Source organism: Leptolyngbya sp. 7M (assembly GCF_018128485.1).
On sequence record NZ_CP070897.1, the window covers coordinates 86,117 to 113,096 of the forward strand.

A 26,980-nucleotide genomic window follows, 5' to 3' on the forward strand; every position below is an offset into this window, starting at 1 on the left:
TTTTGTACATTGTGATAGCTTTTACTTTGCAGGTCACGCTTGAATTGCCTGCCTGTGAGGGTGTCTAAAGGCAATGTTGACTTAAGTTTACCTCCGGCCGCCCTACCTGTTAGTTCCTGATCGGCACGATATCACTCAACAATGAGCTTCGATAAAACCAAAGCGATGCGCAACGCGGAAAAGTTTCTCTCGCAGGGAAAGATAAGTTCCGCAATAAGCGAGTTTCGCCAGGTTATCAAACACGATCCACGCGATTACAGCACTATGAATATGCTTGGCGACCTATATGCCAAGAATTCAGAATCCAAACCGGCGGTGGAATGTTACCGTGCGGTCGCTGAGCATTATGCCAATCAGGGATTCGCGCATAAAGCTATAGCCGTTTACAACAAGATCGCAAAATTGACCCCGAATACCATTGAAGTTTCTTTGCGGCTCGGTGAGCTTTACAAAGAAAAGGGCTCGATCGCAGACGCACGAAAGCACTTAGAATGGGTTGCGGCGGAATACAGAAAACGGGGTGAGAACACGGCTGCCTTAGATGTAATGAGGCAAGTAGCGGATCTAACAAAGGATAACGCAGATGAACTGTTAAAGATCGGGGAAGGATATGCCTCAGAAAGTTGCCCCGATGAAGCGTTTGCCACATTGAATGAAGCCGGCGAGAAATTCCGTGATAAAGGCGAATACGAAAAGGCCTTTTGGGCATTTGGTCGAGCATTAGATCTAATGCCGCAAAATATTGAGGTTTTCAAGGCATACCTGGATGCCGGATTTGAATCAGGTAACGCCGCGGAAGCACAGGCCAGAGTTATTGATGCTTATGAGAAGGATCCCCAGAATCGGGGACTTCACAAACTTTACTCGGAATGCGGTCTTCGTACCGGTGATACTGAATCAGCGGAGCGGTCGCTCAAAGAGCTCATGGAAGCCGAGCCGGATAATTATCCCATGCTCATTGAGTTAGGAAACATTTATCTGAAGGATAATGATCCATCCGGAGCGTCCAGAGCCCTATCAATGGCGTCCGAATATATGCTGATGAATGGAAAGGCTGATGAGTTGAGCCTACTTGTCAGCAATGTTCTTGCCATCCAACCGGAGAATCTGGAAGCACTGCGAATGATGGCGCGGACCGCATCGTGGTTAAAGGATGAAGCCGGGATGTTGGCATCTCTAAATTCTATCGCAAAGGTGGCGCAGGCAAATGGATCTCTTGAAGATGAGCGTTACGCGCTGGAGCAACTGGTGCTGCTTTGCCCCGAAGATACATCACTTGCCGAAAGACTTAGATATGTGCATTCAGAACTTGGAATAGAAGAACAGGCATCTGAAAGTATTTTCGACCAGAAATTCGGGAGATTGATATCGGCCAATGAATCTGGCTTGGCAGAGTATGAGTCATCCAACGGGAATGGGTTCGTGATCGAAAGTTCGAACGGCCATCACGAAAGCGAATTGTCTGACCTTAATGGATCAGGAACCTTCGAAGATACCGAATTTGACATACCTGAAGATGATCAGGACGAAAGTGTTCTTGATGCTGCCTTGGTCACAGATCATAGCGAGGGACCGCCCGTTGCTGATGACATAATCGCAAAGGAACTTGAAGGGATTCGCTTTTATGTTGAGAGCGGCTTTGACGAGATCGCCGAAAAAGCTATCGAAGATTTCATAAAAGAATTCGGTGAGGTCGAAGGTCTCTTCGAGCTTAGGGCAATATTGTCTGAACGCGCGTCGTCTGTGGCTGAAGATCCGATGCCGGAAACTTTCGAAGATCCGCAGCCGGAAGGATCTCTTGAGTTTGAGGAAAAAACTGAAGCCAATCCTGTGAAAGAGAAAGAGGCGGAGCCTACATTACAAACTCCGGCTGCTGACGTGGCCGCACCGATGGGTTTTGACCTCAGCGATCTCCGCTCAGAATTAGGCCTTGACGAACCAACCGAGAATAGCCGCGACGATGATTTTGAGACGCACTATCACACGGCGGTCGCATATCAGGAAATGTTCTTGCTTGAGGACGCGATCAAGGAATTTCAACAGGCTATTGCCTTGGTCGGACCTAACGATGGTACGCGGCGATTTTTCCAATGTGCGAATCTTCTCGGCCATTGCTTTATGCAACTAGGCAAGCCGAATCTGGCTGTCAAATGGTTTACAAGAACGTTGGAAACGACGAGCACTTCTGACGATGAGCGACTAGGTATATGGTACGAATTGGCAACTGCCTACGAAGCAGATGGCGACCATAAAAATGCGTCAAAATACTATGAACAGGTATATGCCGAGAATATTGATTTCCGGGATGTTGCCGATAAGGTTGGGGCTCTGGCCGCCGCGAACTAACCCTACGGCGGGCTAATTGTTACTTAAAACCAATAGGCGTATAATTTGACGGAGTGGTTGAAAAACTGACCGTCATTTTTTTTATTCTTCTCTGCGTCCTGCTGGGATTCTATCTGATACTGTCTCCATGGGACACGCTCTTCGGCAATTGGAGCGACAATCATCTGCTGGTATTTCTTTCCGATCGTGCTGGGCTTCCATCCGTCCGGGCAGCGGTAACATCGAATTGGGCCAGAGGGGCGGTAACGGGGCTCGGCGTTTTGAACCTTGTGATCGCTATATGGGAAGCGGTTCATTTCAAACAGAGTGTTGCAATGCTTCAAGGGCGCCATTCGAAAAACGGTAATGAATGAACTGAAGCGGCCGATCATTTCGCTCATCACGCCTGGCGACGTAACTGAACAGAATTACGACCAACGCGAATCAGAACTTCAAGAGATCGCCAAAGCTGCATCAAAAGCCGGGGTTGGGATATTTCAGTTGCGTGAGAAGCGGATCCCGGGCCGATTGCTTTTTATCTTGGCGGAAAAGCTTCGCCGGCAATTTATTGAAACCAGAACAAAGCTGATCGTAAATGACCGTTTTGACGTCGCTCTGGCAGTCGGGGCGGACGGAGTACACCTTCCATCAGCGGGCCTGCCGTCAAATGAAGTAAGAAAGCATTCTCCCAAAGGGTTCCTGATCGGCAGATCGACTCATAGTAAAGAGGAGATAGAACAGGCAGTTGCCGAACAGATAGATTATGTTGTCTTCGGCCCGGTGTTCCCAAGTCCGGGAAAAGAAAATTCGGTCGGGCTCAATGAGCTAAAGAAAATCTGCGAGATGTTTCCAAATATTCCGATACTTGGGCTTGGCGGTATCAGCGAAGATAATTTCGGCAAAGTCCTGAAGACAGGAGCGGCCGGTCTTGCGGCGATACGGTTTCTGAATGAAATAAAAGGACTGGAAACTATTGCTCACTATCTGAACGGGGGGTACGAACAATGACGGAAAGATCAAAGCCGCCAGTATGTATGAGTATTGCTGGGGTCGATCCTTCCGGCGGAGCCGGGATCTATGCAGATATAGCTACGTTTGTCGCGTTCGGATGTTATCCGACCGCAGTAATATCGTCCATCACATTTCAGAATACAACGAATGTGTTTGGTGCTGAGGCGCTTTCCGCAACATCGGTAAGAGACCAAGCCGAGCCCGTCTTCGAGGATCTTCCGGTCGCGGCAGTGAAGACAGGAATGCTCCCGACAAAAGAGGTTATTGAAGAGGTCGCCTCAATATTGGCGGAAAATCAGATAAAACGATTGGTCGTAGATCCGGTGGTCAGATCAACCTCCGGATTTGATCTTATTGACAATGCCGCATTACGCTCACTGGTCGAAAGATTGTTTCCGTGTGCTCTTATCGTTACGCCAAACGTACCCGAAACGGAACGCATAACTGGCGTCGCTATCGAGGACTGCGAAGACGTTATTAGAGCAGCCGAGGTGATGCGGGGTTTTGGTGTTAGTAATGTTCTTATCAAAGGCGGGCATCTCAAATATGCGGGAAAAGAAAATGAGATGGCGACGGATTTTCTTTTCATAGAAGATGAAATGACCAAGATCGAGGCCCCGTTCATTCATACGTCTGCCACACACGGAACAGGCTGCGTACTCGCGGCAGCTATCACCGCCGGTCTTGCGCTTGGTAATGAGCTTGAGAACGCGGTGAAAACAGCAAAATCCTTCGTGAATGAAGGGATCCGAACAGCTCCGATGCTTGGGAAGGGGAATTCGCCGATAAATATCAGGCCTATTTCGCAATAGGAATTATGCTGGGAGATTCGTACGTTACGCCGAACGTAACACCGGTACGCGGACTGTTCTTCGTCAATCCGAAGATCGCCGCGGTATCGAATCGCAAACCTGATGCCCGGACCTGAGTTCCGATCCGGAATTGGCCGAGGCTTTCGGTTCCTAACGGAGCCGGGCCGGATCGCGTGTTTACTCTTCCATTCACCTCAGATGCAACGTTGATCCGGTCATTCACCCGAAAGATGCCAGCGAGGCCGTAGAGCAGAACGTCGTTTTGCGTGAATGGGTTCAGCGGCGCGGTCATTATCCCAAGGCCGATGTTTCCATAAACATTGGCCCGAGCCGATCTGCCCGGAACCGCACCGAATTTTTTCTGTACGATAATCTTTGAAAAAATGTTGATCTGGTTGGTTCCGATCCCACGGGCCTGGTCAGTATTCGGCATTTGATAGCCGAACTTCATTCCAAGTGCCGGAAGATTCTTTGTTTCGCTGAACAGCTTGATCTTGGCAGATACGATAAAGTCGTCAAAATCATTGGTTGAATTGCCCGTGATGTTCAGGGGTATGGGCGAAGGAGTCAGCTGTGTGTCAATGGCCAAGTAGTTCTGGATCGTTCCTTCTATCTGTATCTCAACATTAGACGCAAAACCTTGTCTGATGCGGATATCGCCGACTCGGGTAAGGTCGCCTGTTAGCCCTGAAAGAGGAAACTTGGCCTTCTGGAAAAAATCGACCCCGGCCCCAATCTCGATCGCTCCTTGTGGTGTGATGTCTATATCATCTGTTATAAGCGGCCGCTGCTGGGCCCCGATGACAAGCACCAAGGAGGTTAACAAGAAAGTGATAGTGAACAGCCGGAACATCCCGAGTATTTTTGCACCTGTGAGACGGATTGTAAAACTGAACTGAGGGTAGCACCGTATCCACATAATGGTTTTGGACAAACAATGCAAAACTTGGCAGAATCGAACCTGACCTCAAATTGGCGGCAGTTGCGGAAACGATCTTAGAAGAACGAGCAAGGTAGTGGAAAACTTAGGGAAGAAAAAGGCCGAAAATGAACAGGTCGGGCTCCGGCTGGTCGAGGAGCGAACCGATCCGACAGACCTTTCTAAGATCGAAACGCAATTTGTTAGCTTTATATTTTTTCGGATCGATCCTCAGTGGCGCCGGCTTGATCCTGACACCAAATCGGTCCTGAAGAGCGAGTTCCAGGCTGTATATAATTCTTTTCGTGACGAGCTTATTGCATTGAGCTATTCGCTCGTCGGGTTCGATTCAAAGGCGGATCTGATGATATGGCGCGTTGGATGTTCGCTGGATTCTTTCCAGGAAATGACAGCAAAGCTCTATCGGACACGGCTGGGAAGCTACTTGGAGACGGCGGACAACTATATGGCCGTAACGAAGGGTAAGATGTTCATCACCGAGGGAATGGAAGATCGCGATCACGCCAAGCCCGGGCAATTCGACTATCATTTTCTGTATCCGTGTGCAAAGCATAAGGATTGGTACGAAAAGCCTGCGAGCGAGCGCGACGCACTTATAGAAGAGAATTTTATGGTTGGGAAACGCTTTCCCAATATAAGAATCCATTTGACGCACGCTTTCGGCTTTAGTGACCAGGAATACCTGATCTCCTTCGAGACCGATGAGCCAGGCGATTTTTTGGCCTTGACCGAGGAATTGCGCCAAACCCCGGCGAGCAAATTCACGCTCCGCGGAATGCCGATCTATACTTGTCGTCAAAGGACGCTAATGGAATGTCTGGACGCACTCGGATGAGCGAGATGATTGCGCGGAGATTTTTGATAAGCGGCTTGGTGCAGGGTGTGGGCTTTCGCTATTTTGCCCAGCGTGCTGCGGCCACGCATCGCATTACCGGATTCGTTCGGAATTTAGGAGACGGAAGAGTGGAAGCATTGGTGCAGGGAACGGAAAAAAATGTCTCCGCAATGCGCGAGGACCTTTCGACCGGTCCAAGATACGGAAAGGTCGAGCATATCGAAGAGCTCGTGGTCGAACCGGACCGGAGCTATTCGAATTTTCGAATAGAGCGATAATTTTGCATTCATCATACTAGGATCATCTGAATACATGGAAAACCTAAAGAAACTGATTCGCGAAGTCCCCGATTTTCCGAAACCTGGGATCAATTTTTACGACATTACGACGCTTTTGAAAGACCCTTCGGGGTTGGAAGAGACCATCGATGCGATGACCGAATCCTGCCGAGGTATGGATATAGACACGGTGATCGGCATCGAATCTCGTGGCTTTATTTTCGGAACACCGCTGGCATATCAGCTCGGCGTAGGCTTTGTTCCGGTGAGGAAGCCAAAGAAATTGCCGGCTGAAAAGATCTCTGTTTCCTACGACCTCGAATATGGGCAGGACACTTTGGAAATGCACAGAGATGCTGTTGGAGACGGCCATAGTGTTCTGATAGTTGACGATCTTTTGGCCACGGGCGGCACCGCAAAAGCCGTAGTCGATCTGGTGGAACAAGCCGGTGGAAAGGTTGCCGGGCTTCTCTTCGCTGTGGAACTGAACTTCCTCGGCGGCCGTGAAAAACTAAGCGGATATAACGTCAAGTCTTTGATAAACTACGACAGTTAGATGACCAGACCTTGTGGCCTGGATAAAAGACCATGGATCATTTTGGTCCCGTAGCTCAGTTGGATAGAGCGTCCGCCTCCTAAGTGGAAGGCCGCTGGTTCGAATCCAGCCGGGACCACCATAAAATTATGGAAACAGAGGTCGAATATATGTTTGTATTAAAAGAACGGAAATAAAAGGTGACTGAGCACAGTGGCGAACAAATACACGCCATTTACAACGTCATAGTTCTATTCATAGCTCCATAGTTTTACCAAAGGCTGCATCTTGGACCCAGTGCAGCCTTTTGGGTTTCAACTGGCATCTTCGGGCCCGTCTGCAGCTCTTATCAAGAGGACTTTTCACAGAAAGTTTAACCAAAAGATTTGAACTCTTCGGCGTATAGTGGCAACTTAAGCCTGATGCAGAAAGTGCTAACAGCCGCCCAAATACGTGAGGTCGATCGGCTAACGACCGAACGCTACGGCATTCCGTCCATAATCCTGATGGAAAACGCTGCGCACGCCGTCGCCCGTGTCATCACCGAAAAACTCGGCGGTTCGGTGAAAGGCAAAAGCATTCTGATCCTCTGCGGTAAAGGCAACAACGGCGGCGATGGTTTTGCTCTTTCTCGAATTCTTTGGAATCAGGGGGCCGATGTAACGGTTTGCATGATGTTTCCCGATGACGAGGTTAGCGGTGATGCGGCTGAGAATCTGAGCCTACTTCGGAGGCTTCACGAAAGTCAAACTGAGCCATTTAAGCCGATAATCTGTATTGCAGAGGTCGGAACTCATCGATCGTTCTTTGATAGGCCTGATCCATTTCTCGGCCCGGATATAGTGGTCGATGCGGTATTCGGCACGGGATTAACTCGTCCTTTAGAAAATGAACTTGCACTGCTTGCGAAGCAGTATAACAGTATTTTGGAGGATGAAATCCGCCCGATCTTCCTCTCGATAGATATCCCAGGCGGTTTGGATTCTGATTTGCCTGAACCGATAGGAGAGAGCTTTGCCGCTGATGTTACGGTCTCGTTCACTGCTCCAAAACCGTCCAACATTATTCCGCCGGCGTCTCGGTTAAACGGCGAGCTTTACGTTGCAAATATCGGTTCCCCGCAAGTTTTGATCGACGATCAGCCGTCGCAATTGTATTTGGCCGAAAGAGAAGATGCAGAACGTTGGCTTAAGCAAACGGAATTCTCGGCCGATTCCTACAAGAATAGACGCGGGCACTCGCTGATCGTCGCTGGGTCGGCGGACTATTCAGGGGCGGCGGTTTTGGCGGCGAATGCGGCAATGCGTTCGGGTGTCGGATTGGTTACGCTGGTTACGCCGGGGTCGTCAAAGGCTTCGGTAGAATCGCGCGTGTTGCCTGAGGTGATGGTCCGCGGTATCGCGGAGACAGACGACGGAGCTATAGCTGAAGAAGCGTTAGACGAGATCGGCGATCTGTTCGCAAAAGCAGATGCGTGATGGATTTTGTACTGCCATTGATGGTTACGTCTCAAGTTATTCCCCTGATCGTTTTGGCACCGTTTTTTATCATTCTGTTGGGAATCGGAATGACATCAAAGATCGCGATGGCCGCAGTGATCAGCTTTTTCCCGATCTTTGTTAACTTTGCGCACGGATACAAGTCGATAAGTAGTAATATCCACGAACTGATGCACATTTATGATGCCTCGACACGTTTCAAGATCTGGAACGTGTACTTTCCGCTTTCGGCGGGCAGTATCCTGGCCGGACTTAAAGTAAGTGCGACTCTAGCTGCGATCGGAGCTATAGTTGCTGAATTCACTGGGGCTGAAGTAGGTCTTGGGAAGAATCTTTTTATTAGTGCCATTCGTCTCGAACCTGATTTGATGATGACGTCATTGATTCTTTCGACTTTAATTGGACTTACTTTATTCACGAGTATTTTGCTTATTGAACGATCATTTCTGGGGTGGAACAAAGATGTCTGACATTAGTAATAGCAAAATCGTTCCTAACGTTTGGTCGGCTAACGCTAAGAGTTTCATGAGTGTTAGACATACATCGCAGGAGAACGTTCTCCATCCCGCGCTTGCTGCATTGATAAACGATCTGGCTCCGGCACAACTACTTGACTACGGTTGTGGCGACACCCGAATTCTCGACATTATCGATCGGAATATCCTTATCGATGTTCATGATAAGAACGAAGAAATGCTTCAGCTCGCCCGACATCGAAACGCAGGGCGTATTCACAATTACTTTCTCGATCGTAGCGAGATTTTGTCGGATGAGTATGACGCGGTTCTCGTGAGCATGGTCTTGATGACGTTGGATAACGAGGAGGAACACCAAGATGTCTTGGAAACCGTAAACCGTGTAAAGAAGCCCAGTGGCTACGCCTACATCGCAGTTTCTCATCCCTGTTTCCGAGACCGTCAATTCAGCAATTTTCGTACATCGTTCGGCTCTGAACAAACGTATAGCTATCTAACGAAGGGAGTGCCCTTTAACGTATATCTTGAAGACGATACTCCTCCATCTGTTGCCTTCACCGATTTCCATTGGCCCCTTTCTTTCACACTAAACGGAATAATTGAGACTGGCATGTCGATAGTCAAATTAATTGAGACACCGGATGATGCGTCAAGCGAACGGTGTAATCCCGGAGCTTCCCCGTTTGTTGTCATCATCGCAAAGTAAAGGAGAAAATCATGAGAAAAAGTTACATTGGTGTCGGATTGGTGATTCTAGCGGTACTTGTTGGTTTTGTCGTTTGGAGATATAGCCAGCCGACGCAGATTCCGGATTCTACAAGACTATCGGCTAGCGTAAGATTCGGATGGATTCCTTCGGCCTCGTTCTCAGGTGAGATTGTAGGCATCCGAAAATTCGCACAAGGACGAAATTTGGATCTAAAGGCCGAGCCGGGTGGACCGGGAATGAATTCAATTCAGCTTGTTCAGGCGGGACAGAATACCTTTGGAACTCTGGCTGCCGATGAAGTACTTGCGGCAAATGACAAAGGAGCAGATTTCGTGATCGTCGGTGTGATTAACTACTATTCGCCGGGTGGATTTGTTTCACTTGTAGAAAAGAGCATCAAATCACCGAAGGACTTTGAGAATCACAGGGTCGGGCTGTTACCGTTTGGGTCAACGACCTTATTGTATGAAAGTCTTCTCAAGAAGAACGGGGTTGACAAGAAGAAAGTTCAGGAAATAACGGTTTCACCGGATATGAAACCGTTTCTTAGCGGCTCGTATGATGTTCACCCTGTCTTTGTCTATGACGAAACTGTTACACTTGATCAACTGGGAATTAAATACAACTTGATCGAACCGAAGGAATTTGGCGTGAAGTTTAAGGGGCCAGTTTACTTCTGCAAGCGCGAGACATTAGAGAAGAATCCTGAATTAGTCAAGGCATTTGTCGAAACGATGGCAGAAGGTTGGAACTACGCGATCTCGAATCCCGATGAAGCAATCACCTTGCTAAAAGAGTTTGCGCCAGAGGTCGATACTGTGCGCGAACGATTAGTTCTTGAAAAAGCGATCCCGTATTATTCCGGTTACAACAAGCAGCCGATTAATTCAGATGTGGAAAGCTGGAACGAAATGGTCGCTGAACTTAAGGAACTGAATGTGATCCGCAATGATGTTGATCTATCAAGGGTTCTTTTCTTGACATATATAAATGCCTATTATAAAAGCGAGTAGTGCCATTTACCGAGCAGCTTTTGCGGGATGAGTTTGTCCGGCTACTTGACGATATTCGAGTCGAAATCTCGAATAAAGAAGTAGCCGTTCGCTCTATTCAGTTATTGCTTCCAGACACGCATGCTCTTGCGAATATTCAGAGATTTCTTTTCTGTGCAGCCGATGATCGAGTGCCGTACACAGAAATTGCCGATCGTTTTGTTTTTGAACGTGAGAACCCGCTTCCAGACTCCAGACCTAAACGCTCTCTTTACTTTCAACGATTTCGCCGACCATTCATGTACAAGCCATACGGACGTGGTCGATCTTCTGTCGACGAGAAGATTCTTGTGTTCGATTGCGGCGAATTAGATCAATCTAGGAACCCGATCGTTGAAGTAAGTGAAGAAGATGAGAGAGAGCTTTCTAAGGATAACCGACTAGACGAGTTCTGGGAAGCCTGGTGTGGAGAATTGGCAGAAAGGAGTTTTGGGGATTCAACCTTATGGACTTACATTATGATCCGTGAGGACTCCGGTTTACCTGCAATTTCCTCGGCCTTTGTTGTCTTCGATGGTGTCATAAGGCACGGCTGTTGCTCTGATGATACGAACTTCGAACGACTTTCGGTAATCTCGAAACGCCTTCAAGACACTCTAATCCGTTTAGTCGGAAAGCTTTACCTTTTAGCTCTCGAGCGACAGGCTACGCGTGCGGCGATTTCGCAGGTGATGGCGAGGAATATGAGTCATAACATAGGCTCTCATGTTCTGAGTAAATTTAAGGCACCAGAACATATCTTTACGAACTCCTCTGACTTTAAGTATGCTGCGGAGCCAGCAGGATGCAAGGGGCCGGAAAAGACTGCCAGCAAATCGGGTAAGGAGGGTTCGACGGGCGACGGAGAGGCCGAGAAAAAAGATGAGCCAACGATGTCGAATCAATACTGTGGGTTAGTGTTCGGGAAGGATAAGAACCAGTATCTCTCAATACCCACGGACGAAAAGGATAATGAAAGCCAGATCGCCTATTTCAACGATTACCTAAAAACCCGAATGGATTTTTTGGCGGACATTGCCACGGCCGATCCGGTGATCGAAAGTCCGATGTTCTTTGTTTCTGAGATCATGAAGGGCTTTGACAAGAACCGCATCTTGTTGAACCGGATCTCCGGTGTTTCGGACTCTCAACTAAGATTTCGGATAGAGGTCTTGAGGGACGGTGGGGCTTTTAAGTCGGATCTTTCCAATGACATTCAGCTTTCAATGACCAATGATGTCCTCGGTGCACAGGCATTTTATATCATCATCGAGAACATCATCCGCAATATTTGCAAGCATTCAAACCCCTCGCTCGAGGATAAAGGCAGTATCAGACTTACGATAAACGTCTCAGACAGCAAAGATCATCCTGCATTTTACGAGGTGTCGATATACGACAACTTGCCGAAGGTGTACGACCCGTCCAAACCGGACGGCGACGAAATGGGCAAGCTTCTAAGAGATCGGAATCAGGCTTTTACCGGATCGATCTTGGACAAAAGGGACAACACCGTCCGCCCGACAAACCTAGGCACCATCGAAATGGACGTGTGTGCCGCATATCTCAGATGTCTGCCGATCGATACGGTTGAAAACGACGACTATGAACTGGAGTTTTGCGGGAAGAAAGACGAAGCAGGAAAGGAATCGCATACACATGGCGATAATGACGAACAACTCCACGCTCCCGGCGAAGTAAAGACCATAGAGAGGGCAACAAAGAAACCGGATAGTCCTTTCCTAATGTATGCGTTTAAGCACCCGATAAATCAAGAAGCGAATAAATACTCCTTAGGATACAAGTTTTACATCCCGAAACCCAAAGAGGTTCTTGTGATCGACGATAAAGGCCATTTTACTATCGAGGGGACGAGTTCGGAAGATTTTTCATCCCACGGCTTGCTGAGAATCAGCTCACAAGACCTTAAACGCGAACTCGAGGCCGGCACGATCTATAAGCACCAGTTTATTTACCTGCATAACGTCGATAATCAGGTCGTGATCGATGGGTTGCTGAAACTCTATTTTGCGAGCCTTCCGAAACGCGTGATAAGTCGAATTGAGGACCCAGATAAATTGGACTTGAAGTCGTTCATGGATCGTTTGTGGGAGAGCCACCTCTTCGGAGGACTCTTGCCAGACGGCAAATCCGTGATGTTGATCCGGGACAGCGAGGATGAGAACTTGGTTCTTATGAGCGAGGGGGGGGCGCATACGCTTCAGTAACCAAGTTACTTCTAATGCTTCAAAGTTCTTTATCGATGACCATAATACTCTTTGGTGTAACTATTGCTTTGAAAGTGGCAAGCCGAATCGGCGTTGTCAGTGCTCATGCGAGAAGTATTTAGTTCCCACAGGATTACGTTATTACGACATGATGTGCGGACATACAAGACTTCGAAAACACATCGGCCGGATCATCAATCCAAATAATTTGAAAGCCAAACTAGAGTATCTGGAGGTGGCTTTATCAAAGATCCTGATTATTGATGAGAGGATCCAGGAAAATATAGTTGGAAAGGAGCGTAAGAAATACAGGGCCAATGAGCACGAGACTGATTTCTATCATTATTTCAGGCAGCAGGGCATTATGATTCCGCTAATACCAGTCTGCGATGTTGAAGATCACAGAAATTGTGACGATGCTGCGCATATTGATTGTGCTGACTTAAATAATACAAGTTTTGGAAAAATGGAGACTAAGGGAACACCGGCATTTGATCTGGCAAGGTTCATAGAAATGCACCTCGATGATTCACGTTTCTGTGTAATTCATCTAGGACTGTTAGAGAAAATGCTGGGAGAGAATGAGACCAAGAATAGTGTCGCGATTCACGGCTTGATCGAGAAGCTGTTTAATGGCCGTAAGGGTTTTGAAGAGAAGCTGATCATCACATCCGGGAGGGGGACACCGGACAACTTACCGGAAAAGGTGAGATACCCCTTCGTCCCATTGGCCCCGATCCAAAATGCTGTCGAAACGGTTTTTGACAAGTATGTTCTTGCGAAATTGCTATATAACTCTAGAAGGACGACTTAGCTATGAAACAGATAATCGCATTTATAGCACCAGATAAATTTGCCAGACTGCTACGTCACGAAAAGGCCAAAGCAATCGGGTTCTTGGAGTACACCGATGACGATACAGACTATCTAAACGGCGGCGACCATGTTTTTTATGTAAACGGTCCGGGTAAATATGAATCTGCTTGTTTTGATCAAGATAAAGCTGAAAAAGCCTTTTATATCCTAGTCCCGGATGCCCTCAACGATTTTGACGAGTACGAGCCAAAACACGAATTTGCGATTCTGTATCACCACGAGACCGAAATACATCGTAACGTTGCAGAATGGACTCAGAATAGGAGTTTTTTTCGGGGTAACAGGAGGGAGCACGAAGAAGCGGGTACCATCTATGCAAAGATAGGTAGCCAAATCACGAGCAGCAAAGAGTGGAACTTCGAGATTATTTGGTCAGATCTTACATCAGAATTTTACTCACAGAGTGTAGATCAACTTCTGCAGACAATTAAAGAGGCTGAGAGCGTCAGCGACACCATGTTGCCCCCTGTACTCTCCGCCTACGAACGGCAATTCAAGGATTTTATTTCCGAAATCCAAGGAAGGTTTGAGTCTGACAATCCAAGTCATCAAACGGCACTTAATAGATTTCAAGAGGCCTTATTTGCTTAACTGGTTAACAATACCAAGCAGTTCCCTCGCGGTATTATTTGTGGCAATCGACCGTCCGATCAAGCGTTTCAACTCTTCAACTGTAATTTCAGTCGGAAAAGCAGATTTTTGAAGTATCAATGCTGGATGCTCACCCTCTCTATCAATAAAGTTGAACGACTTTCCTGTTTTCGAAAGTTTCACGTCCCTAACTTCAAATGACCTGACCGGAGCTGGTTTGTTCAGCTTGTGATTGGAACCGCCACTGCTGCTAGGCCGCTTTGAAGCTACAGTCACACGCGGAACATTGAATTGGATTTTTGCGTTGGGGGATGCGGCAAGAATCTCCCGTCTGAGAGTATTGTCTTTTGTAAAGAGTAGCCTCTGTCCAACATTTTCGAGCATGATCGTCTTTATCTGGCCATCCGCAAAATGCGGCGGGTGGTGCTGATTTGTCGCGATCACATTTCTTTGGTTGTCGGACATCCCTTCTTCGGTTATTTCTATCTGCAGTTCATCGATCCGGTCGATAAAAAAACTGGCCAGCACGTCATTAGAGCCATAAGTCTGACTCTTGTCATCGGCTATTTTCTGTAGTTCATAAAGTACAGTTCTAGGTACTCGCAACCTGGAGCTTGAGTTTTTCAAAAGATGTACTAAAGATTCCGATTCGTCTTCGGCTAGAAAAACGTTTGTATCGAGGCAAATATCCTGATGCCACCTCAAGCTACCATGCTCCCTACTCTTCTTCACTCCGTTCCATTGGCCACTTAGCTTAGTGACCAATTCCCGTCGATGTTGCTCAATGTCCGGATGGAGTAACTCTCCGTCGTTAATCAAAGACGTGGCAGACATTTTGTAAATTATTTCGCGCAGCATCTTCAACATATCGCAATACAGGGAAAGCGACTTGTGAGCTGATAGCTGCGATTCGATTCCCTCTTTGATAAAAATGCCGTGCGGGGCATAGGTCCGATCTTTTTTGAGTGCGCTAAGCTTAGAAGCGTCTTTTGAGGCCGTTGAAAACATCACTCTCAATCGAAGATCGTCATTTTTCCTGAGGTTAAGAGCTTGAAGCGTCTTAAAACTGAGTAGTTCCTTATAGTCGTCCATCGGCCGCTCGAGATTCTCGTTTTCCTCGTCAGAGAGGAGGCGCAAATCCAAAATCAGCAAGTGGGGCTCCTTAATATCGAGACCTTTCGACCTAATAATCGTCGCAAGAGCCTGCGGGGATGAGTTATTACTTATATCCTGCTTGCCGATAGAATGGAAATCACAACCGGGTCCTAGAATGCCGTGGAAGATATGGCTCCACCCCATTTCTGCCATATCGTCAACCATAATAATCTTCGGCCTTTTATCCTCGACTACCGTTCGCAACCGCTGCAAAAGTTTTGGCGCATCACCTAAGTTGTTTAGGCTTGAAATTGGGTCAATACTATATGCTTGCTTAAAAGCTTCATACTCTACATCCGGAGCAAACTTTTGTAAGGGTGTGTAACTCCGATCATTATTGCGATGAAGCTGTTGAAGTCGCTCGAGACCGAATCGGTTTGCAGATGTATGCTTTATATTCGTCAGATCAACAAAACCCTTGAAATATTCTTTGAGTTCCATAGGATCGGCTCTTTCGCTCAAATCGAGCGCCGTCGATTTGCCATTCATCTGGACTGTGCTGCCTTTGCACTGAATAATTGAATTCCTTCGGCGATTCAATCGAAGAATGGAACCAAGATCGGCGTTTGTCACCAAGAGAACATGGTTTAGCATGCCAAGTACTCGAATCCAAAGTAAGAGCTCGACGCCCTGCCAAGAATCAGCAATTTTCGCGGAGTAAGTCCGGCTTAATTCAATCTTGAAAACAGCGTGTTCTTTACCAGTAAGTTTTTCCGCTATTTCTTTTAGGGATGTCGCATTATGATCCTCGGGAATTTCATATATTTCTGGTTGAGTTGTGTACATAACCTCAGTAGACCTCCTGAAGATGGGAGACGCGTACGCAATGATTGATTTGCCCTAGATTATATGGCAACTTTTATTCAGTTCGCAATGGAAATACATCAAATTTTTGGCTTAGTCGAAGGCCGCAGAGAATTGGAGGGTAGGAAACACCGAAGGCTGGCGATTCAGTTGGGTGCCAAATATTACAATGAGTAGAGTCAACAAGATTAGAATTGTCTCAGATAGCGAGAGGTTGAATGCATTAATAAGCTTCATCGCCCATTCTCCAAAAGGACTCAAATTTGTCTGTGCGGACGGATGGGCGGATCCGATGGAATTGCGAAAATTCTCTTTGGAGTGCGATCACGATGGTGCGGCCATAATAATTGATGCCCATATAGCGTATCCTGGTGATCCTTTGATCGTGAATGCCGGCTTTGATCTCGCATGCGAACTACGTAGAAATCATTTAGGAAGGTTCCCGATTATACTCGCTAGTCAATCGCCACGAGCGGCATACGATAATTTGTCATCGATCGATAAAAAATATGACATTTTGAATGCGGTAGGCACCGGATTCCTGCAACTTCCAATCACCCACGGTGACCTTCTAGCTCAATTTGAAGAAATTTCACCCCTTAGTGACACGGAACTAAAAAACGTGATTCTCGAGAGTTGCAACCTGAGGAGTGCATGGGCGGTAACGATCCATATTGTGGAGAGATTGTTAAAACAGGGAGAAACTGAGAACTACACTATTTCGGGAGAGCTAGAGCGGTGGGAACGTACGATTTCCTTCTTAAGGCCCGAACTGAAAGAGGACTTTTCTAATTTGAAGAATCTTTTGAGCGAGCCAAGTATATTGATGGCCAGGTCATCCTTTCAATTGGCGTTGCAGGGGTTTGATCGTCTTTTCGTTGAAGATGCTCAGAATGCTGAACCGGATGCAATTTTAGCTGTAAATGACCTGCCCCCCAGCAGTCCTCCAAGGGGTTTTTCGAAGGTGTTGATCGCCGATGACAATCCGCAACAATACCTCAAAACAATGTTGCGGAGTGAATATGGTTACGATGTGGTCGAAAAGCAGGCGACGAAGCTTCGTGAGGCGATCTCGTTGTTTGAACAAGAAAGGCCTGATGTAGTTCTTGCAGACTTGTATTTCAAGCGGTCAGGCCGAGCCTCGGAGCGAGCCAACAAGGCTGTCGGTGAGGAGTTCATAAGGCATATTTTGGCGAACCAACGGAAAGACGAATACGGCGTAGACCGGCCGATGGTACTCGTGACATCGAAGGCAACGGTGCGTGCTGACGAGATACTCTTTGGAGCAATTAATTGCTCGGGACCCCATAAAGCTTCTGACCCGGCGAGCGTGCATCAGTGTATTTGGGCTGGAGCCCGAGAACAAGGAATAACTGAACCCGCAGCCGTAAATGGAACGAATTGGCGGCCAGAAATGGAATGGCGAAGTAGGCTGGATACGTGCAAGCAGATGGTTCCGGACCTGCGGCGGCAATGGAGTGAATTTTCTACAGTTGTTCAGCAAACACACACTCTTTCAAAGCTTTTGTTAAGAACCGCCACCAAAACTGAAACCCGCCTCGTGTCGGAATTGATCAAACTCCTATCCGATTTTGGAGCCGAGTCTTCTTTTTCACTGAAAGACGTTCAATCGATCTTTGAGAGGACAGGTGAGATCCATAAGAGGGCAAAAGTTCCACCGTTCACAGAAACGAATAATAGTCTTCGCAACATTCTGCACGGCAAAATTGAGCAGTTTTCATCGGTCGTAGCGGCAGTAAATGCAGTTGTCAGGACGATCGCAGAGGTTTCAGAGGAACTCATAACTTCTAAGAAGTTCAACAGTCTTGGTACTGATCTGCAGGAGATCCTTGCAGAGTTTTCATCTGACGGCGATATGCTGAATTTTCTCGATCATCTTGAGCTCGGCCTCAAATCGACAGTTCAGCATTTGCCCAAACGACCTGATTCAGGCCTTGAACAAGGCGTCGGCCACAACGACACTAAAGAGTTTACTATCGTCATTGTTGAAGATAACGATTATTGGGCTGAGCAAGTGCTGGAAGCAGTTTGGCTGGCAGAGGGTCGATTAGGCGAGGGCGTTTTTCTTAACGCTACCCGATTCAACAATGCGGCAGAGGCTCTCGCCTTCGTTGCACCAGTTCCCAAAACCCATGCCATATTAAATGCCGGCGAATCTATCCCGACCCTCGCAATTGTTGATATTTGTATGCCCAAAGATAGAGACCATGCAATGTCGATCGTAGAAGCGGAGAGCGGCAAGGGGGCGAAGTTTGTATCTCCGGGAAGTGAACATGGATTGGATCTAATCAAGGCGTTTTCAGGTTACGACCGGAACCTTCCGCTCATCGTTTTTAGTACAATTGACGATCTCGAAGATCGAAAGAAGGTCTGCGCATGGGGTATTCCTGAGCGAAGCTTTGTCTCGAAAAGCTCAAAAGCGCCTGAGCAAATTGCACGCAACATTATTCGATTTGTCGAGAACTCTGACAGATATGTCATCAGGCGATTATTCGTCGAGGAAGGAGAAGATTATTTTAATCGCTTCTGGATCAACGGACTTGAAATTAAGCTTTCTCCCGCATTGAACCGAACCTTCACAGCCTTGTTTGAGCTTAGTCAAATAGGGGAAAGGAACGAGTTTTCAATTGAGGAAATTAATGAGGCCCGAAATTCTACTGATACCGATGAGCAAGACGGATTAGTCCAAGATCACATTCACAAGATAAGAAAAATTGTATTTGATACATTCAGGCGAAACAGGTCATACATAAACGCTCGGCACTTTATCAAGACGCGAAAACGTTCCGAAAATGGCCCTACTTTATACCAACTGAATGCGGAGATTGTTCCACTAGTTGACGAATCGTGGTACGACGACGACCTAGATACGTTTTCGGAAAAGAACCGAATCCTGCTAGTCGAAAGTAATTCAGAAGTAGCTGCGGAAATTGAATTCGAACTTCGGAATCAAGGCTACGAGGTAATACAGGCTTCTGACCCCTCGGAAGCCGTAAGGAAGTCAAAAGAATTTGAGCCGCATCTGGTCTCGATCGGGCTCGCGAACGGAACATTCGAGCGGGCGAGGTGGGACGACTTACTTGAGTCCTCGACCCGCAGAGATTTTGGCGTCGTCTTTCGAAGCGGAGAGCCATTGGAAGCAGATGCGTTGAACTTGATGACCCAAATGGGAATTCCGCTGGAAAACCTGGCAACGACGGAAACATCTTCATGGCTGCCTGCTTATCTAGGTGTCATTGAAAATGAACGTCGCCGTATATTCCTTGGCGAGGCGACAGATCTGGGGGATTCGGTGGTGATGCCAGTTGTTAAGGTGTTGAACGACTGTGATTTCGATACCGGGCGATTGAATCTTAATGTGAATGGCCGCAACTATAGTTGTAGGGCTAGCCAGCTTGCCCGTATCATTGGATTCCTCCTTCAGAATCCACGTGAATTAGTTAGTTATGAACTCGTCAAGAGGTCGATCGTTGGAAATGATCCCGTCACGCAAGATGATAGGCGAAACTGGCCTCAGAGGATCAGAAAAATCATTGAAACGTCGTGGCTAGACGCCGCCGTATATGCACGAGTCGAAGACACCGCGAAGCGGATATTGGAGTCTTCCGCCGAAGGGCTAAAGCTAAACGTGCATGTTGTTGATGGGCGAAAACATCATCAACTTGATCATCTTCGAGAATCCGATGTCGACTGAGATACCCGACGCTTGATAGAGCGTTTTTATTTAGTGGCTAGATCCCGTTTGTGGAGTAGCTTTTTGGTTGCGGTTAACTTGGTGCGGAACGGAGATTTGGAAGTTTCAATTTGAGGTGCCTCAAAATGTTAAATTTCGTACTGGATATTGAATTGACGCTGGATCTTTTGTTGGAATTAGATAGCTTTAGTGAACGAAGCCGTTTGAGCAAAGAGCAAATCAGAGACTTTATAATGATACGAGATCTAGCAAGAGAAATAAGGTTGGAGAACAAGTCAGAGGCAGAAGTTCGACAGACGGTGCAGAAAATTCGTTCAGATATTTTGGCGATGGATAATATTCATCAGGAGTTTCAGAGCGCCCTGCACCCTCTAGTCGTTAGAGCTCAACAATATTTGGAGGTCGCGGTGAAACATGCTAACTAATGCAATAGGTGCTGTTACTGGTTCCCACACCACCGTCGTGCATAGGAGCCCGTAGACCGAAAGCAAGGCTTCATACCATTGCGCCTAAGACGCGTCTTCAACAGAAGTTCAAGGAATTATTTTCTCCCTCGCGGAAGACTGCTCAACGTTAAGTACTTACGGGGTTCTTGGCGAATTCATTAGAAAGTGCTTGGAACATTAGGTGTTTGTTGTTCGGCCTTAGAGATTAAACTGAAAAGATCTTGAGCCTGCCATTAATTTCGATGGCAGGCTTTTTCGCGCAAGCATTTAGAAAGACTGATCGTCGACTGCATGGAAATTTTGGCCCCCGAATGCGATTGATTCATAAAATAGTTCTGTCAGTTTATATGTCCGATCTATAGAGATCTTTGGAACAGGGTGAAGTTACCATCAGAAGTGAAACTGACACCAACGAGCAAATGATAATTGGCAAATTCAGATCAAATCTTATGAAAGGAGGTGACGTTATGGGCTATTAGAAAACACGGGCGGGGAAACCCGCCCACCCCAACTCTGTATGCCCGAAGTCGCGATGGCTGATTCGAAACTGACACTGACGAGCAAATGGCTGTTGGTATAGTTCAGATCAAATCTTATGAAAGGAGGTGACGTTATGGGCTATTAGAAAACACGGGCGGGGAAACCCGCCCCCATATTAAGATTCGCTGTCGCGGACCCGAGCTGAGGGAACGCTTGACGGCTGCCGAACCGGACACCGGTGTATTCGCGGGGCGGCAGCCATTTTTTTGCGGCAACACCTAAATGACGAGCATGCAAGAAAGACAACATCTTAGCCGAGCGGGAAGGAGGCGTTTCAACCGTCAGATCTCTGAACTTCAGAAACTGTTCAGTATCGACCCCATACGTTTCAGGTCGAGCTGGAACAAGCTCGTTCTTGGATGGCTCAACGAGATTCACCGACGGGCAAAAAACTGGGCTTCGGGCGATGAGTTCCGTAATACGGAATCTGCCGAGCGACTCGCCGAACGTGGGAGGACCGAGGTCTTCGGTGTTGTAGAGATCGCCGAATCCGTTATGCACGCCTGTGGTTTAGAGATCGAAGGGGCCGTCAGCGACTCCGCCCGAAGCATTCTACAAGCAGAGTGCGTCAAGGCAGTCGCGAGGGTCGTGGATAACCGACTGAACTACATGATCGATCATAAGAATTATCGACGAGCCAAAAACTGACACAGCATCGCGGACAGCTTAGACCATCCTGAACAAACGGAGCAACAGAACTATGACAAACGATATGCAAAACACAAACTACCAACCTTCTTCGATCCAACGATTCTTTTGGTGGCTCGCCGGTGCCGACATTGAGCTTTTGAGCCAATGCCGGAGCGACTGGCATAAGTTCACAGCGATGGGTTGTTTCGTGGCCGTCATTGCGTGTCTTGCGGTCGTTTCAGGGACGTTCTTTCTGAACATAGCATTGGGCGTTTCGGTTTATGCCGCTATTCCGGGGGGTATATTTTGGGCGATCCTGATCGTATCTCTTGACAGGCTTCTTCTAACTCATTTTCAAAAGGGCCGCGGGATGCTTTTGCGGGCATTTCCTCGGCTTCTTCTTGCAATTGCGATCGCCGTCGTGATCAGCCATCCGCTGCTGCTCAAGATTTATGAAGGCGAGATCAATGCCCGCCTTTTAGATGACAAGCGAAGCAAGATCCACAGCGTCCTAGACAGTTCGGAGAAGCAGGCTGCGAGAAAGCGCGTCCAAGGGCAGATCGAATCGCTGGAAGGACGTCTTGAGAGTTTCCAAAAGGCCAAGGACGATGCGGAAGCAGAACTGAACAAAGAACGCGGAGGCATCAAGTCGGTCAACACCACCGGCCACGCAGGCGATGGACCGATAGCAGCGATCAAGCGGTCGATCTATGAGTCTGCTGCCAGAAAATTTGACAATGAAAGCCCTGCTATTCTGAGCGAGATAAGTATCAAGAAAGGCGAACTGGAAGCTTTAGCCGGCGAGATCAACAAGGAGTTGGGGGTTGTTGAGGAAAAGGAGGCCCAAGCAGCCGGCATTCTAAATCGGCATAAGGTGCTTGTTCGATTGCTCGAAGAAGATCGTTCTTCAGCTCTTTTCGCATATATATTGATGATCCTAATGATGTCTATCGAGGTGCTGCCGATCATGCAAAAGATCTTTTCCCCTAAAAGCAAATACGATTTTATGAAAGACGAGGAGGCGAAATATGAAAAGATCGAGGCTGCGAAGATATTTAAGGTTAAATCTTCAGTGGCGAAATACGAAGCGGCGGCCCATCGGGCTACTTTCTTGAGGGTTTATAACAAGGTACGAAAGGGTGATTTCGATAACGGCAATACCCCCGAAAATGACCTTGCAAAAACGATCCATATGTCGATCCTGAAGAACGGAGGAAAGGGGGCCGGTTCTTCTGTTGATGCTCCAGCCTCCGAGACCTCAGGAATACTGGTTCACATCGAAGTCGCCGAGCACCCAGAATTAACTGCGAAACTTACGATTCCGGCCGGCAAGGAGCAGTCGCTAACTTTGGAGGATCTGAAGCAGCAGATCGATCAACTGGTAGGCGAAGTTTCAGCCGACCTGGGTAAAGCCGTTGAGCTTGCAGAGGCAACGAACTCCGGGGGGGACGATATTGACCGACATTTCCTTCCGCTGACCCCTCAGTTAAAAGCGGATCGTCGGCTGATCCTTCGTTTTGAACCGGCGTCTGCTCAAAATGACACTCGGTTGTGATCGCGCGATGAGACTATTTCGCTTAACGGAGGATTCATCGAAAAACGTTTGAAAGAAAAAATGCAATACGCGAAAAATCAAGTAGCCGCCTACCCTGTGCAACCTTTCGCCCAGGGTACTTCTGTTGCTCGATGGCTTGACGTGTGGGCCCTCATGAGCGTCATAGGTCGTATTGCTCTTCCAGTGATGGCTATTTTGCCAGCTTTTGCTGTATTCGGAATCATTCAGGTCGCGGCCCTCGAGATTGGGGGCCGATTCGGTCTCTATCCCTTTCATATTCTGATTGCGGTTAACGGTACCGCGATTGCACTCTTGACAACTACCGGCGTATTAATCCGTTCGGCCGGAATGCCGGACCTCCGAATGCTGAAAATGCGAGTTCCCTCGATCGGGAGTTTAGCAAGGTCTATTTGGGCAAAGCGGTCAACGATTGTCGGCCGACGACAGAAGCAGGTCGCCGAACCCGGCGAGGCGATTATGCTAATTGTTATACGCAAACGTTTAGAGTCGGCCAAACAAAAATCAGTCGGAGCCTAGATGGAAATGGTCAAGAAAAAGGATCAAATGTTGCAACGGATACGAAGAATCTTTATGCGTATGAACTGGCGAAGAGTAATAAGTTTGTTCTGCTTTGTAGCGTCGATAGCGCTCGCTTTTCAGACCCTTGTCATTTGGAGGATGTTCGATCTGTCAAGTACTCACCTGGACCTGAATGACCCACGCAACCTTCAGAACCGCTCGGAAATGGTGTTGTACTTTGCGCCATTTCGGTTCGCAAAAGGAGATTCCATTTCATTAGATGAGGTCGTCGAATACTTGGTCGAGCTTGGTTACTTTGAAACAACTGACTCGCAGCCGGGCAGCTTCTCAAGAACGGCATCACAAATTGACGCGTATCCACGTAATTCACTCAAGTTCCCGAAAATCCACATTTCTTTCTCGTCAGGGAAGATTGCATCAATCGAAGCGAACGGAAGTTCTGTCGAGTCGTCAATGCTGGAGCCGATGCCACTTCAGAATGTAGTGGATTATGTCGCCCCCGAAGAACGAAGAAAGAATCTTAGGACGAGAAGGATAGTAATCGAGCCCGGAACTATTCCTGAGCTTGTTTCTGACGCGGTAATCTCGACCGAGGATCGCACTTTTTATAACAATCCGGGTGTCGACTGGTTGGCTGTTGCGACCCGACCCATCAGGTCGCTTGGCAAGGCCGGAGGTTCGTCCATTTCCCAACAACTGATCAAGAACAATATAGTTGACGGGGCAAGCGGCGAGTTTTGGCACTCCGGACTAGGAAGGCTCCACCGTAAATTCAGAACCATCGAGAGAAAGGCGGTTGAGATACCGATGGCGATCGAACTAAACAGAAAGATGACTAAGGATGAGATCCTAGCGTCCTACCTTTCAATGAACTATATGGGTTCACCAAAGAAACTTGGTATTAATCTGTACGGTTTTGAAGCGGCAAGTCTTGAGTATTTTGATAAGCACTTATATGAGATCAACGACGTTAACGACCCCAGGTCTGTTGCCTATGCTGCAACACTCGCGGGAATGATCGCCGCTCCGGGAAAATATTTGAAATTCATCGAGAGTGGTGAAAGGTGTGAAGCCGTTGAGAAGAGGTGTGCAAGCCTATTGGTGCGTCGTAATGTAGTTCTAAACTCAATGCGGGAAACTAAGCCCGAGAGATATTCTGACGTGGTGATTGAAAACGCCAAGAACACACCCCTAGGTTTTGTGTTTTCGAGCGCACGAAGAACGAATCGACCAGTTCAAATTGAAAGCATAAATTTTGCGAAGTTTGCAGCATCGAACTCCGAACTTCCGAAGGAAATAAGTGGACTTCGTACTGAGTCCGGTCAAGTTGAGCTGGTCACCTCTTTGGATGTCCGTTTACAAAAAGTCGCAGCCGAAATTGTTTCCAAGGCTAAGAAGGACCTTGAGAAGAAAGTCGAGCGAATCTACGGAGAGCAGCGTTCGACAAATGAGGAGAAATTCAACGCTATCGAACGTCAATGTCTAGCTGCTGAAGTTGCAAATCCATCCAAGTGCGACTCGATCTTTAAGATTCAGGCCTCCTTGGTCGCGATAGATGCACGAACCGGTCAAATTCTGGCGATGAGCACAGGCATCGGTCCCTGGGATAAACGCAATCCAGGGAGCCTGACTAAGCCGTTCTTTTATCTTAAGGCTCTTGAGGAAGGAACGTTCAAGGGGGAGCCTTTTACTGCGGCGACCATTATTAATCCCAAGACAGATAAGAGTCTACTCAATGACTATTGCTCGAATGATGAAAACCTCGGAGGGATAGGGACGGCAAAATCCCATCTTGCAATGAGTTGGAATATTGGAGCGTGTTTCGCGGCTCAATCTACCGGCATACCAACCGAATTTGTCGGTCGGCTTACCGGCTCAAGTCCGGAGAAGAAAGTACTTGCTTCGATCGGCGGCACTAAAGGCTCAGAGGTAAGTTTACTCGACATTGTCCAAGCATATACGATCTTCCCGAATAACGGGCGAATGATGAAACTAACGCCTTATGAAGAGGCCTATCAGACAGAGCGTGATAAAGTCACGCCGATCCGCTTTTCGACCCATAGCTTCGAAGCTGTAGCCGACCCGGTCTCTACGTTTATTACAGCCCAAATGTTGCGATCAGTGATCACAGAAGGTACCGGGAGGAGATTTCGCGAGTTAACCGGATCAGTAACCACCAACGAGCTCGCTGGAAAAACTGGTTCGGGAATGGTGGCGGACCTCTGGTGGGTACATTTCACACCCCGCATGGTGGTCGGCGTATGGGTCGGTATGCCATATAATCTGCCTGAATTACACACTAAGGATGGCTTCTCCGGCGGAGCAACGGCAGGACCAATCGCAGCTGAATTCACGAACGCGGTAAACAAACTAAGGCCGGATCTACTGAGAGGGCATTTCATACAACCTCAAGGTGTCGTACGACTTCCGGTCGATGCGGGTCGGGGCTGCATCGGGCCTGTCGGCGGTGAAAGCCTTTACTTCAATGCATTGCGACGGCCGAAAACCTGTAGCTAGGAACCCGATGCACGACTTTTATGACAGACGAGAACAATATGCTGTCGTCACCGAAGAATTTGGCAGTTGCCAGTAGAGAAATAAAAAAGGCGAAAGGCCGTGCAACGGATTTCACGCATTGTGGAGTTTTTTAATGGTCGGACTTGGGTGGAAAAATGAGAAATGCGGATTCATCGACGAGGCCGGCACAGGTATTGTTTAGCGTTCTTTCGAACTGGTCGACTTATGGAAGGATATTGGAGAGTTCGCTTAAGTCAGTTGGAAATTTGTAACAAGGAACAACCAGAAAACACGTGATCCAGTCCATACTGAAAATTGCTGTCCTGATATTGTGTCCGCTTGCGGCGTGCGGTTTTGGATTAGCTGCTTTATCGAGTATTAGATCTGATTGGTTTTCGCCTGGAATGAAATGGTTTTTAGCCGGAATGCTCATATTCCTCATTGTGTGGAAGTACTTTCATCGTCGTCTGGAGCTATTTGCGACGTTTGAGCATGAAATGACTCATGTCTTGTTCGGGATGTTTTTTCTCAAGATCCCTTGATCATTCAGCGTTTCGCACAACGGGGGCGAGGTGTCTATGATCGGGGAGAATTTCGTCATCTCACTCGCTCCGTATTTTTTCCCGACCATTTCGTACCTTATGCTCCTAGTTTTCCCGTTTGTCCATTCGGCCATTAGCGGGGTCTACTTTCTTGTGCTCGGTGCGACCGTGACTTATCACCTAGCCTCAACCTGGGGCGAGTTGCATTGGCAACAAACTGATTTGTACAAAGCCGGGCTTGGGTTCAGCCTGGTAGTTTTGCCGGTTGCCAATCTTATATTTTACAGTGCAATAATTGTGTTTGCTGCTTCTGGCGGAACTGAATTTAGTAGTTACTGGTTTAACGCTATTTTTCGATCGGTGGATTTAGTTATATGGCTCCTGAGATAA

At 47.6% G+C, this 26,980-nt stretch carries 22 protein-coding genes and 1 tRNA gene; 21 read left to right on the forward strand and 2 right to left on the reverse strand.

Annotated features, from left to right (window positions below; all coding sequences use genetic code 11):
• Positions 1–141 precede the first annotated feature (141 nt).
• Genes JVX88_RS00350 through thiD form a run of 4 tightly spaced genes read left to right on the forward strand, consistent with a single transcriptional unit; the run spans position 142 to position 4,148 of the window.
• Positions 142–2,346, forward strand: coding sequence for a tetratricopeptide repeat protein (locus tag JVX88_RS00350; protein WP_211624681.1), 2,205 nt, complete (start codon positions 142–144; stop codon positions 2,344–2,346).
• 53 nt (positions 2,347–2,399) lie between these two features.
• The gene (locus JVX88_RS00355; protein WP_211624683.1) at positions 2,400–2,699 is read left to right on the forward strand and encodes a hypothetical protein; all 300 of its coding nucleotides are present in this window, start codon (positions 2,400–2,402) and stop codon (positions 2,697–2,699) included.
• Complete coding sequence (locus tag JVX88_RS00360; RefSeq protein WP_211624685.1) at positions 2,692–3,333, forward strand: thiamine phosphate synthase; 642 nt, start codon at positions 2,692–2,694, stop codon at positions 3,331–3,333. The genes JVX88_RS00355 and JVX88_RS00360 overlap by 8 nt, the downstream gene beginning before the upstream one ends.
• Complete coding sequence (gene thiD / locus JVX88_RS00365; protein ID WP_211624686.1) at positions 3,330–4,148, forward strand: bifunctional hydroxymethylpyrimidine kinase/phosphomethylpyrimidine kinase; 819 nt, start codon at positions 3,330–3,332, stop codon at positions 4,146–4,148. Before JVX88_RS00360 ends, thiD begins: the two co-directional genes overlap by 4 nt.
• Here the strand turns inward: thiD and JVX88_RS00370 are convergent.
• The gene (locus JVX88_RS00370; protein ID WP_211624688.1) at positions 4,135–5,001 is read right to left on the reverse strand and encodes a hypothetical protein; all 867 of its coding nucleotides are present in this window, start codon (positions 4,999–5,001) and stop codon (positions 4,135–4,137) included. The genes thiD and JVX88_RS00370 overlap by 14 nt on opposite strands.
• Positions 5,002–5,164: 163 nt before the next feature.
• On the opposite strand from JVX88_RS00370, the gene JVX88_RS00375 reads away from it, so the two are divergent.
• The 11 genes from JVX88_RS00375 (at position 5,165) to JVX88_RS00425 (ending at position 14,146) form a co-directional block, all read left to right on the forward strand.
• Positions 5,165–5,923: a chlorite dismutase family protein gene (locus tag JVX88_RS00375; protein ID WP_211624690.1), complete on the forward strand. Its 759-nt coding sequence runs from the start codon at positions 5,165–5,167 to the stop codon at positions 5,921–5,923.
• Positions 5,902–6,201: an acylphosphatase gene (locus JVX88_RS00380; RefSeq protein WP_211624692.1), complete on the forward strand. Its 300-nt coding sequence runs from the start codon at positions 5,902–5,904 to the stop codon at positions 6,199–6,201. The genes JVX88_RS00375 and JVX88_RS00380 overlap by 22 nt, the downstream gene beginning before the upstream one ends.
• A gap of 34 nt (positions 6,202–6,235) precedes the next feature.
• The gene (locus tag JVX88_RS00385; protein WP_211624694.1) at positions 6,236–6,757 is read left to right on the forward strand and encodes an adenine phosphoribosyltransferase; all 522 of its coding nucleotides are present in this window, start codon (positions 6,236–6,238) and stop codon (positions 6,755–6,757) included.
• Positions 6,758–6,801: 44 nt separating this feature from the next.
• Positions 6,802–6,878: transfer RNA gene (locus tag JVX88_RS00390), tRNA-Arg, on the forward strand.
• A 280-nt stretch (positions 6,879–7,158) separates the two neighbouring features.
• On the forward strand, positions 7,159–8,214 hold the full coding sequence (locus JVX88_RS00395) for an NAD(P)H-hydrate epimerase (RefSeq protein WP_211624696.1): 1,056 nt from the start codon (positions 7,159–7,161) through the stop codon (positions 8,212–8,214).
• Positions 8,214–8,705, forward strand: coding sequence for an ABC transporter permease (locus JVX88_RS00400; protein WP_211624698.1), 492 nt, complete (start codon positions 8,214–8,216; stop codon positions 8,703–8,705). Before JVX88_RS00395 ends, JVX88_RS00400 begins: the two co-directional genes overlap by 1 nt.
• 55 nt (positions 8,706–8,760) lie before the next feature.
• Positions 8,761–9,417, forward strand: a complete 657-nt coding sequence (locus JVX88_RS00405) for a class I SAM-dependent methyltransferase (RefSeq protein WP_211624700.1) — start codon at positions 8,761–8,763, stop codon at positions 9,415–9,417.
• Between the two features lie 11 nt (positions 9,418–9,428).
• Entirely contained in the window at positions 9,429–10,433 is a 1,005-nt protein-coding gene (locus tag JVX88_RS00410) for an ABC transporter substrate-binding protein (RefSeq protein ID WP_211624702.1), read from the forward strand.
• Complete coding sequence (locus tag JVX88_RS00415) at positions 10,433–12,679, forward strand: hypothetical protein (protein ID WP_211624704.1); 2,247 nt, start codon at positions 10,433–10,435, stop codon at positions 12,677–12,679. The genes JVX88_RS00410 and JVX88_RS00415 overlap by 1 nt, the downstream gene beginning before the upstream one ends.
• 208 nt (positions 12,680–12,887) lie before the next feature.
• Positions 12,888–13,493, forward strand: coding sequence for a hypothetical protein (locus JVX88_RS00420; RefSeq protein ID WP_211624706.1), 606 nt, complete (start codon positions 12,888–12,890; stop codon positions 13,491–13,493).
• A 2-nt stretch (positions 13,494–13,495) separates the two neighbouring features.
• Positions 13,496–14,146: a hypothetical protein gene (locus JVX88_RS00425; RefSeq protein WP_211624708.1), complete on the forward strand. Its 651-nt coding sequence runs from the start codon at positions 13,496–13,498 to the stop codon at positions 14,144–14,146.
• Here the strand turns inward: JVX88_RS00425 and JVX88_RS00430 are convergent.
• A complete protein-coding gene (locus JVX88_RS00430) occupies positions 14,135–16,087 on the reverse strand; it encodes a hypothetical protein (protein ID WP_211624710.1) in 1,953 nt (650 codons plus the stop codon). The two genes, JVX88_RS00425 and JVX88_RS00430, sit on opposite strands and share 12 nt — an antisense overlap.
• Before the next feature lie 310 nt (positions 16,088–16,397).
• On the opposite strand from JVX88_RS00430, the gene JVX88_RS00435 reads away from it, so the two are divergent.
• From JVX88_RS00435 to JVX88_RS00460, 6 genes are all read left to right on the forward strand, one after another.
• Positions 16,398–19,820, forward strand: coding sequence for a hypothetical protein (locus tag JVX88_RS00435; protein ID WP_211624712.1), 3,423 nt, complete (start codon positions 16,398–16,400; stop codon positions 19,818–19,820).
• 125 nt (positions 19,821–19,945) lie between these two features.
• Positions 19,946–20,245, forward strand: a complete 300-nt coding sequence (locus JVX88_RS00440; RefSeq protein WP_211624714.1) for a hypothetical protein — start codon at positions 19,946–19,948, stop codon at positions 20,243–20,245.
• A 792-nt stretch (positions 20,246–21,037) separates the two neighbouring features.
• Positions 21,038–21,454 carry a hypothetical protein gene (locus JVX88_RS00445; RefSeq protein WP_211624716.1) on the forward strand — a complete coding sequence of 139 codons (417 nt, stop codon included), beginning with the start codon at positions 21,038–21,040 and terminating at the stop codon, positions 21,452–21,454.
• A 52-nt stretch (positions 21,455–21,506) separates the two neighbouring features.
• Positions 21,507–22,991 carry a DUF4407 domain-containing protein gene (locus JVX88_RS00450; RefSeq protein ID WP_211624718.1) on the forward strand — a complete coding sequence of 495 codons (1,485 nt, stop codon included), beginning with the start codon at positions 21,507–21,509 and terminating at the stop codon, positions 22,989–22,991.
• Positions 22,992–23,177: 186 nt separating this feature from the next.
• Positions 23,178–23,528, forward strand: a complete 351-nt coding sequence (locus JVX88_RS00455) for a hypothetical protein (RefSeq protein ID WP_211624720.1) — start codon at positions 23,178–23,180, stop codon at positions 23,526–23,528.
• 141 nt (positions 23,529–23,669) lie between these two features.
• Positions 23,670–26,048, forward strand: coding sequence for a transglycosylase domain-containing protein (locus JVX88_RS00460; RefSeq protein ID WP_211624722.1), 2,379 nt, complete (start codon positions 23,670–23,672; stop codon positions 26,046–26,048).
• Positions 26,049–26,980 lie beyond the last annotated feature (932 nt).

Coding starts and splice junctions, on each gene's coding strand:
- JVX88_RS00350 (WP_211624681.1), top strand. CDS start 142: ATGAGCTTCGATAAAACCAAAGCGATGCGCAACGCGGAAAAGTTTCTC.
- JVX88_RS00360 (WP_211624685.1), top strand. CDS start 2,692: ATGAATGAACTGAAGCGGCCGATCATTTCGCTCATCACGCCTGGCGAC.
- thiD (WP_211624686.1), top strand. CDS start 3,330: ATGACGGAAAGATCAAAGCCGCCAGTATGTATGAGTATTGCTGGGGTC.
- JVX88_RS00370 (WP_211624688.1), bottom strand. CDS start 5,001: ATGTTCCGGCTGTTCACTATCACTTTCTTGTTAACCTCCTTGGTGCTT.
- JVX88_RS00380 (WP_211624692.1), top strand. CDS start 5,902: ATGTCTGGACGCACTCGGATGAGCGAGATGATTGCGCGGAGATTTTTG.
- JVX88_RS00385 (WP_211624694.1), top strand. CDS start 6,236: ATGGAAAACCTAAAGAAACTGATTCGCGAAGTCCCCGATTTTCCGAAA.
- JVX88_RS00395 (WP_211624696.1), top strand. CDS start 7,159: ATGCAGAAAGTGCTAACAGCCGCCCAAATACGTGAGGTCGATCGGCTA.
- JVX88_RS00400 (WP_211624698.1), top strand. CDS start 8,214: ATGGATTTTGTACTGCCATTGATGGTTACGTCTCAAGTTATTCCCCTG.
- JVX88_RS00405 (WP_211624700.1), top strand. CDS start 8,761: ATGAGTGTTAGACATACATCGCAGGAGAACGTTCTCCATCCCGCGCTT.
- JVX88_RS00410 (WP_211624702.1), top strand. CDS start 9,429: ATGAGAAAAAGTTACATTGGTGTCGGATTGGTGATTCTAGCGGTACTT.
- JVX88_RS00425 (WP_211624708.1), top strand. CDS start 13,496: ATGAAACAGATAATCGCATTTATAGCACCAGATAAATTTGCCAGACTG.
- JVX88_RS00430 (WP_211624710.1), bottom strand. CDS start 16,087: ATGTACACAACTCAACCAGAAATATATGAAATTCCCGAGGATCATAAT.
- JVX88_RS00435 (WP_211624712.1), top strand. CDS start 16,398: ATGGAATTGCGAAAATTCTCTTTGGAGTGCGATCACGATGGTGCGGCC.
- JVX88_RS00440 (WP_211624714.1), top strand. CDS start 19,946: ATGTTAAATTTCGTACTGGATATTGAATTGACGCTGGATCTTTTGTTG.
- JVX88_RS00445 (WP_211624716.1), top strand. CDS start 21,038: ATGCAAGAAAGACAACATCTTAGCCGAGCGGGAAGGAGGCGTTTCAAC.
- JVX88_RS00450 (WP_211624718.1), top strand. CDS start 21,507: ATGACAAACGATATGCAAAACACAAACTACCAACCTTCTTCGATCCAA.
- JVX88_RS00455 (WP_211624720.1), top strand. CDS start 23,178: ATGGCTATTTTGCCAGCTTTTGCTGTATTCGGAATCATTCAGGTCGCG.
- JVX88_RS00460 (WP_211624722.1), top strand. CDS start 23,670: ATGTTCGATCTGTCAAGTACTCACCTGGACCTGAATGACCCACGCAAC.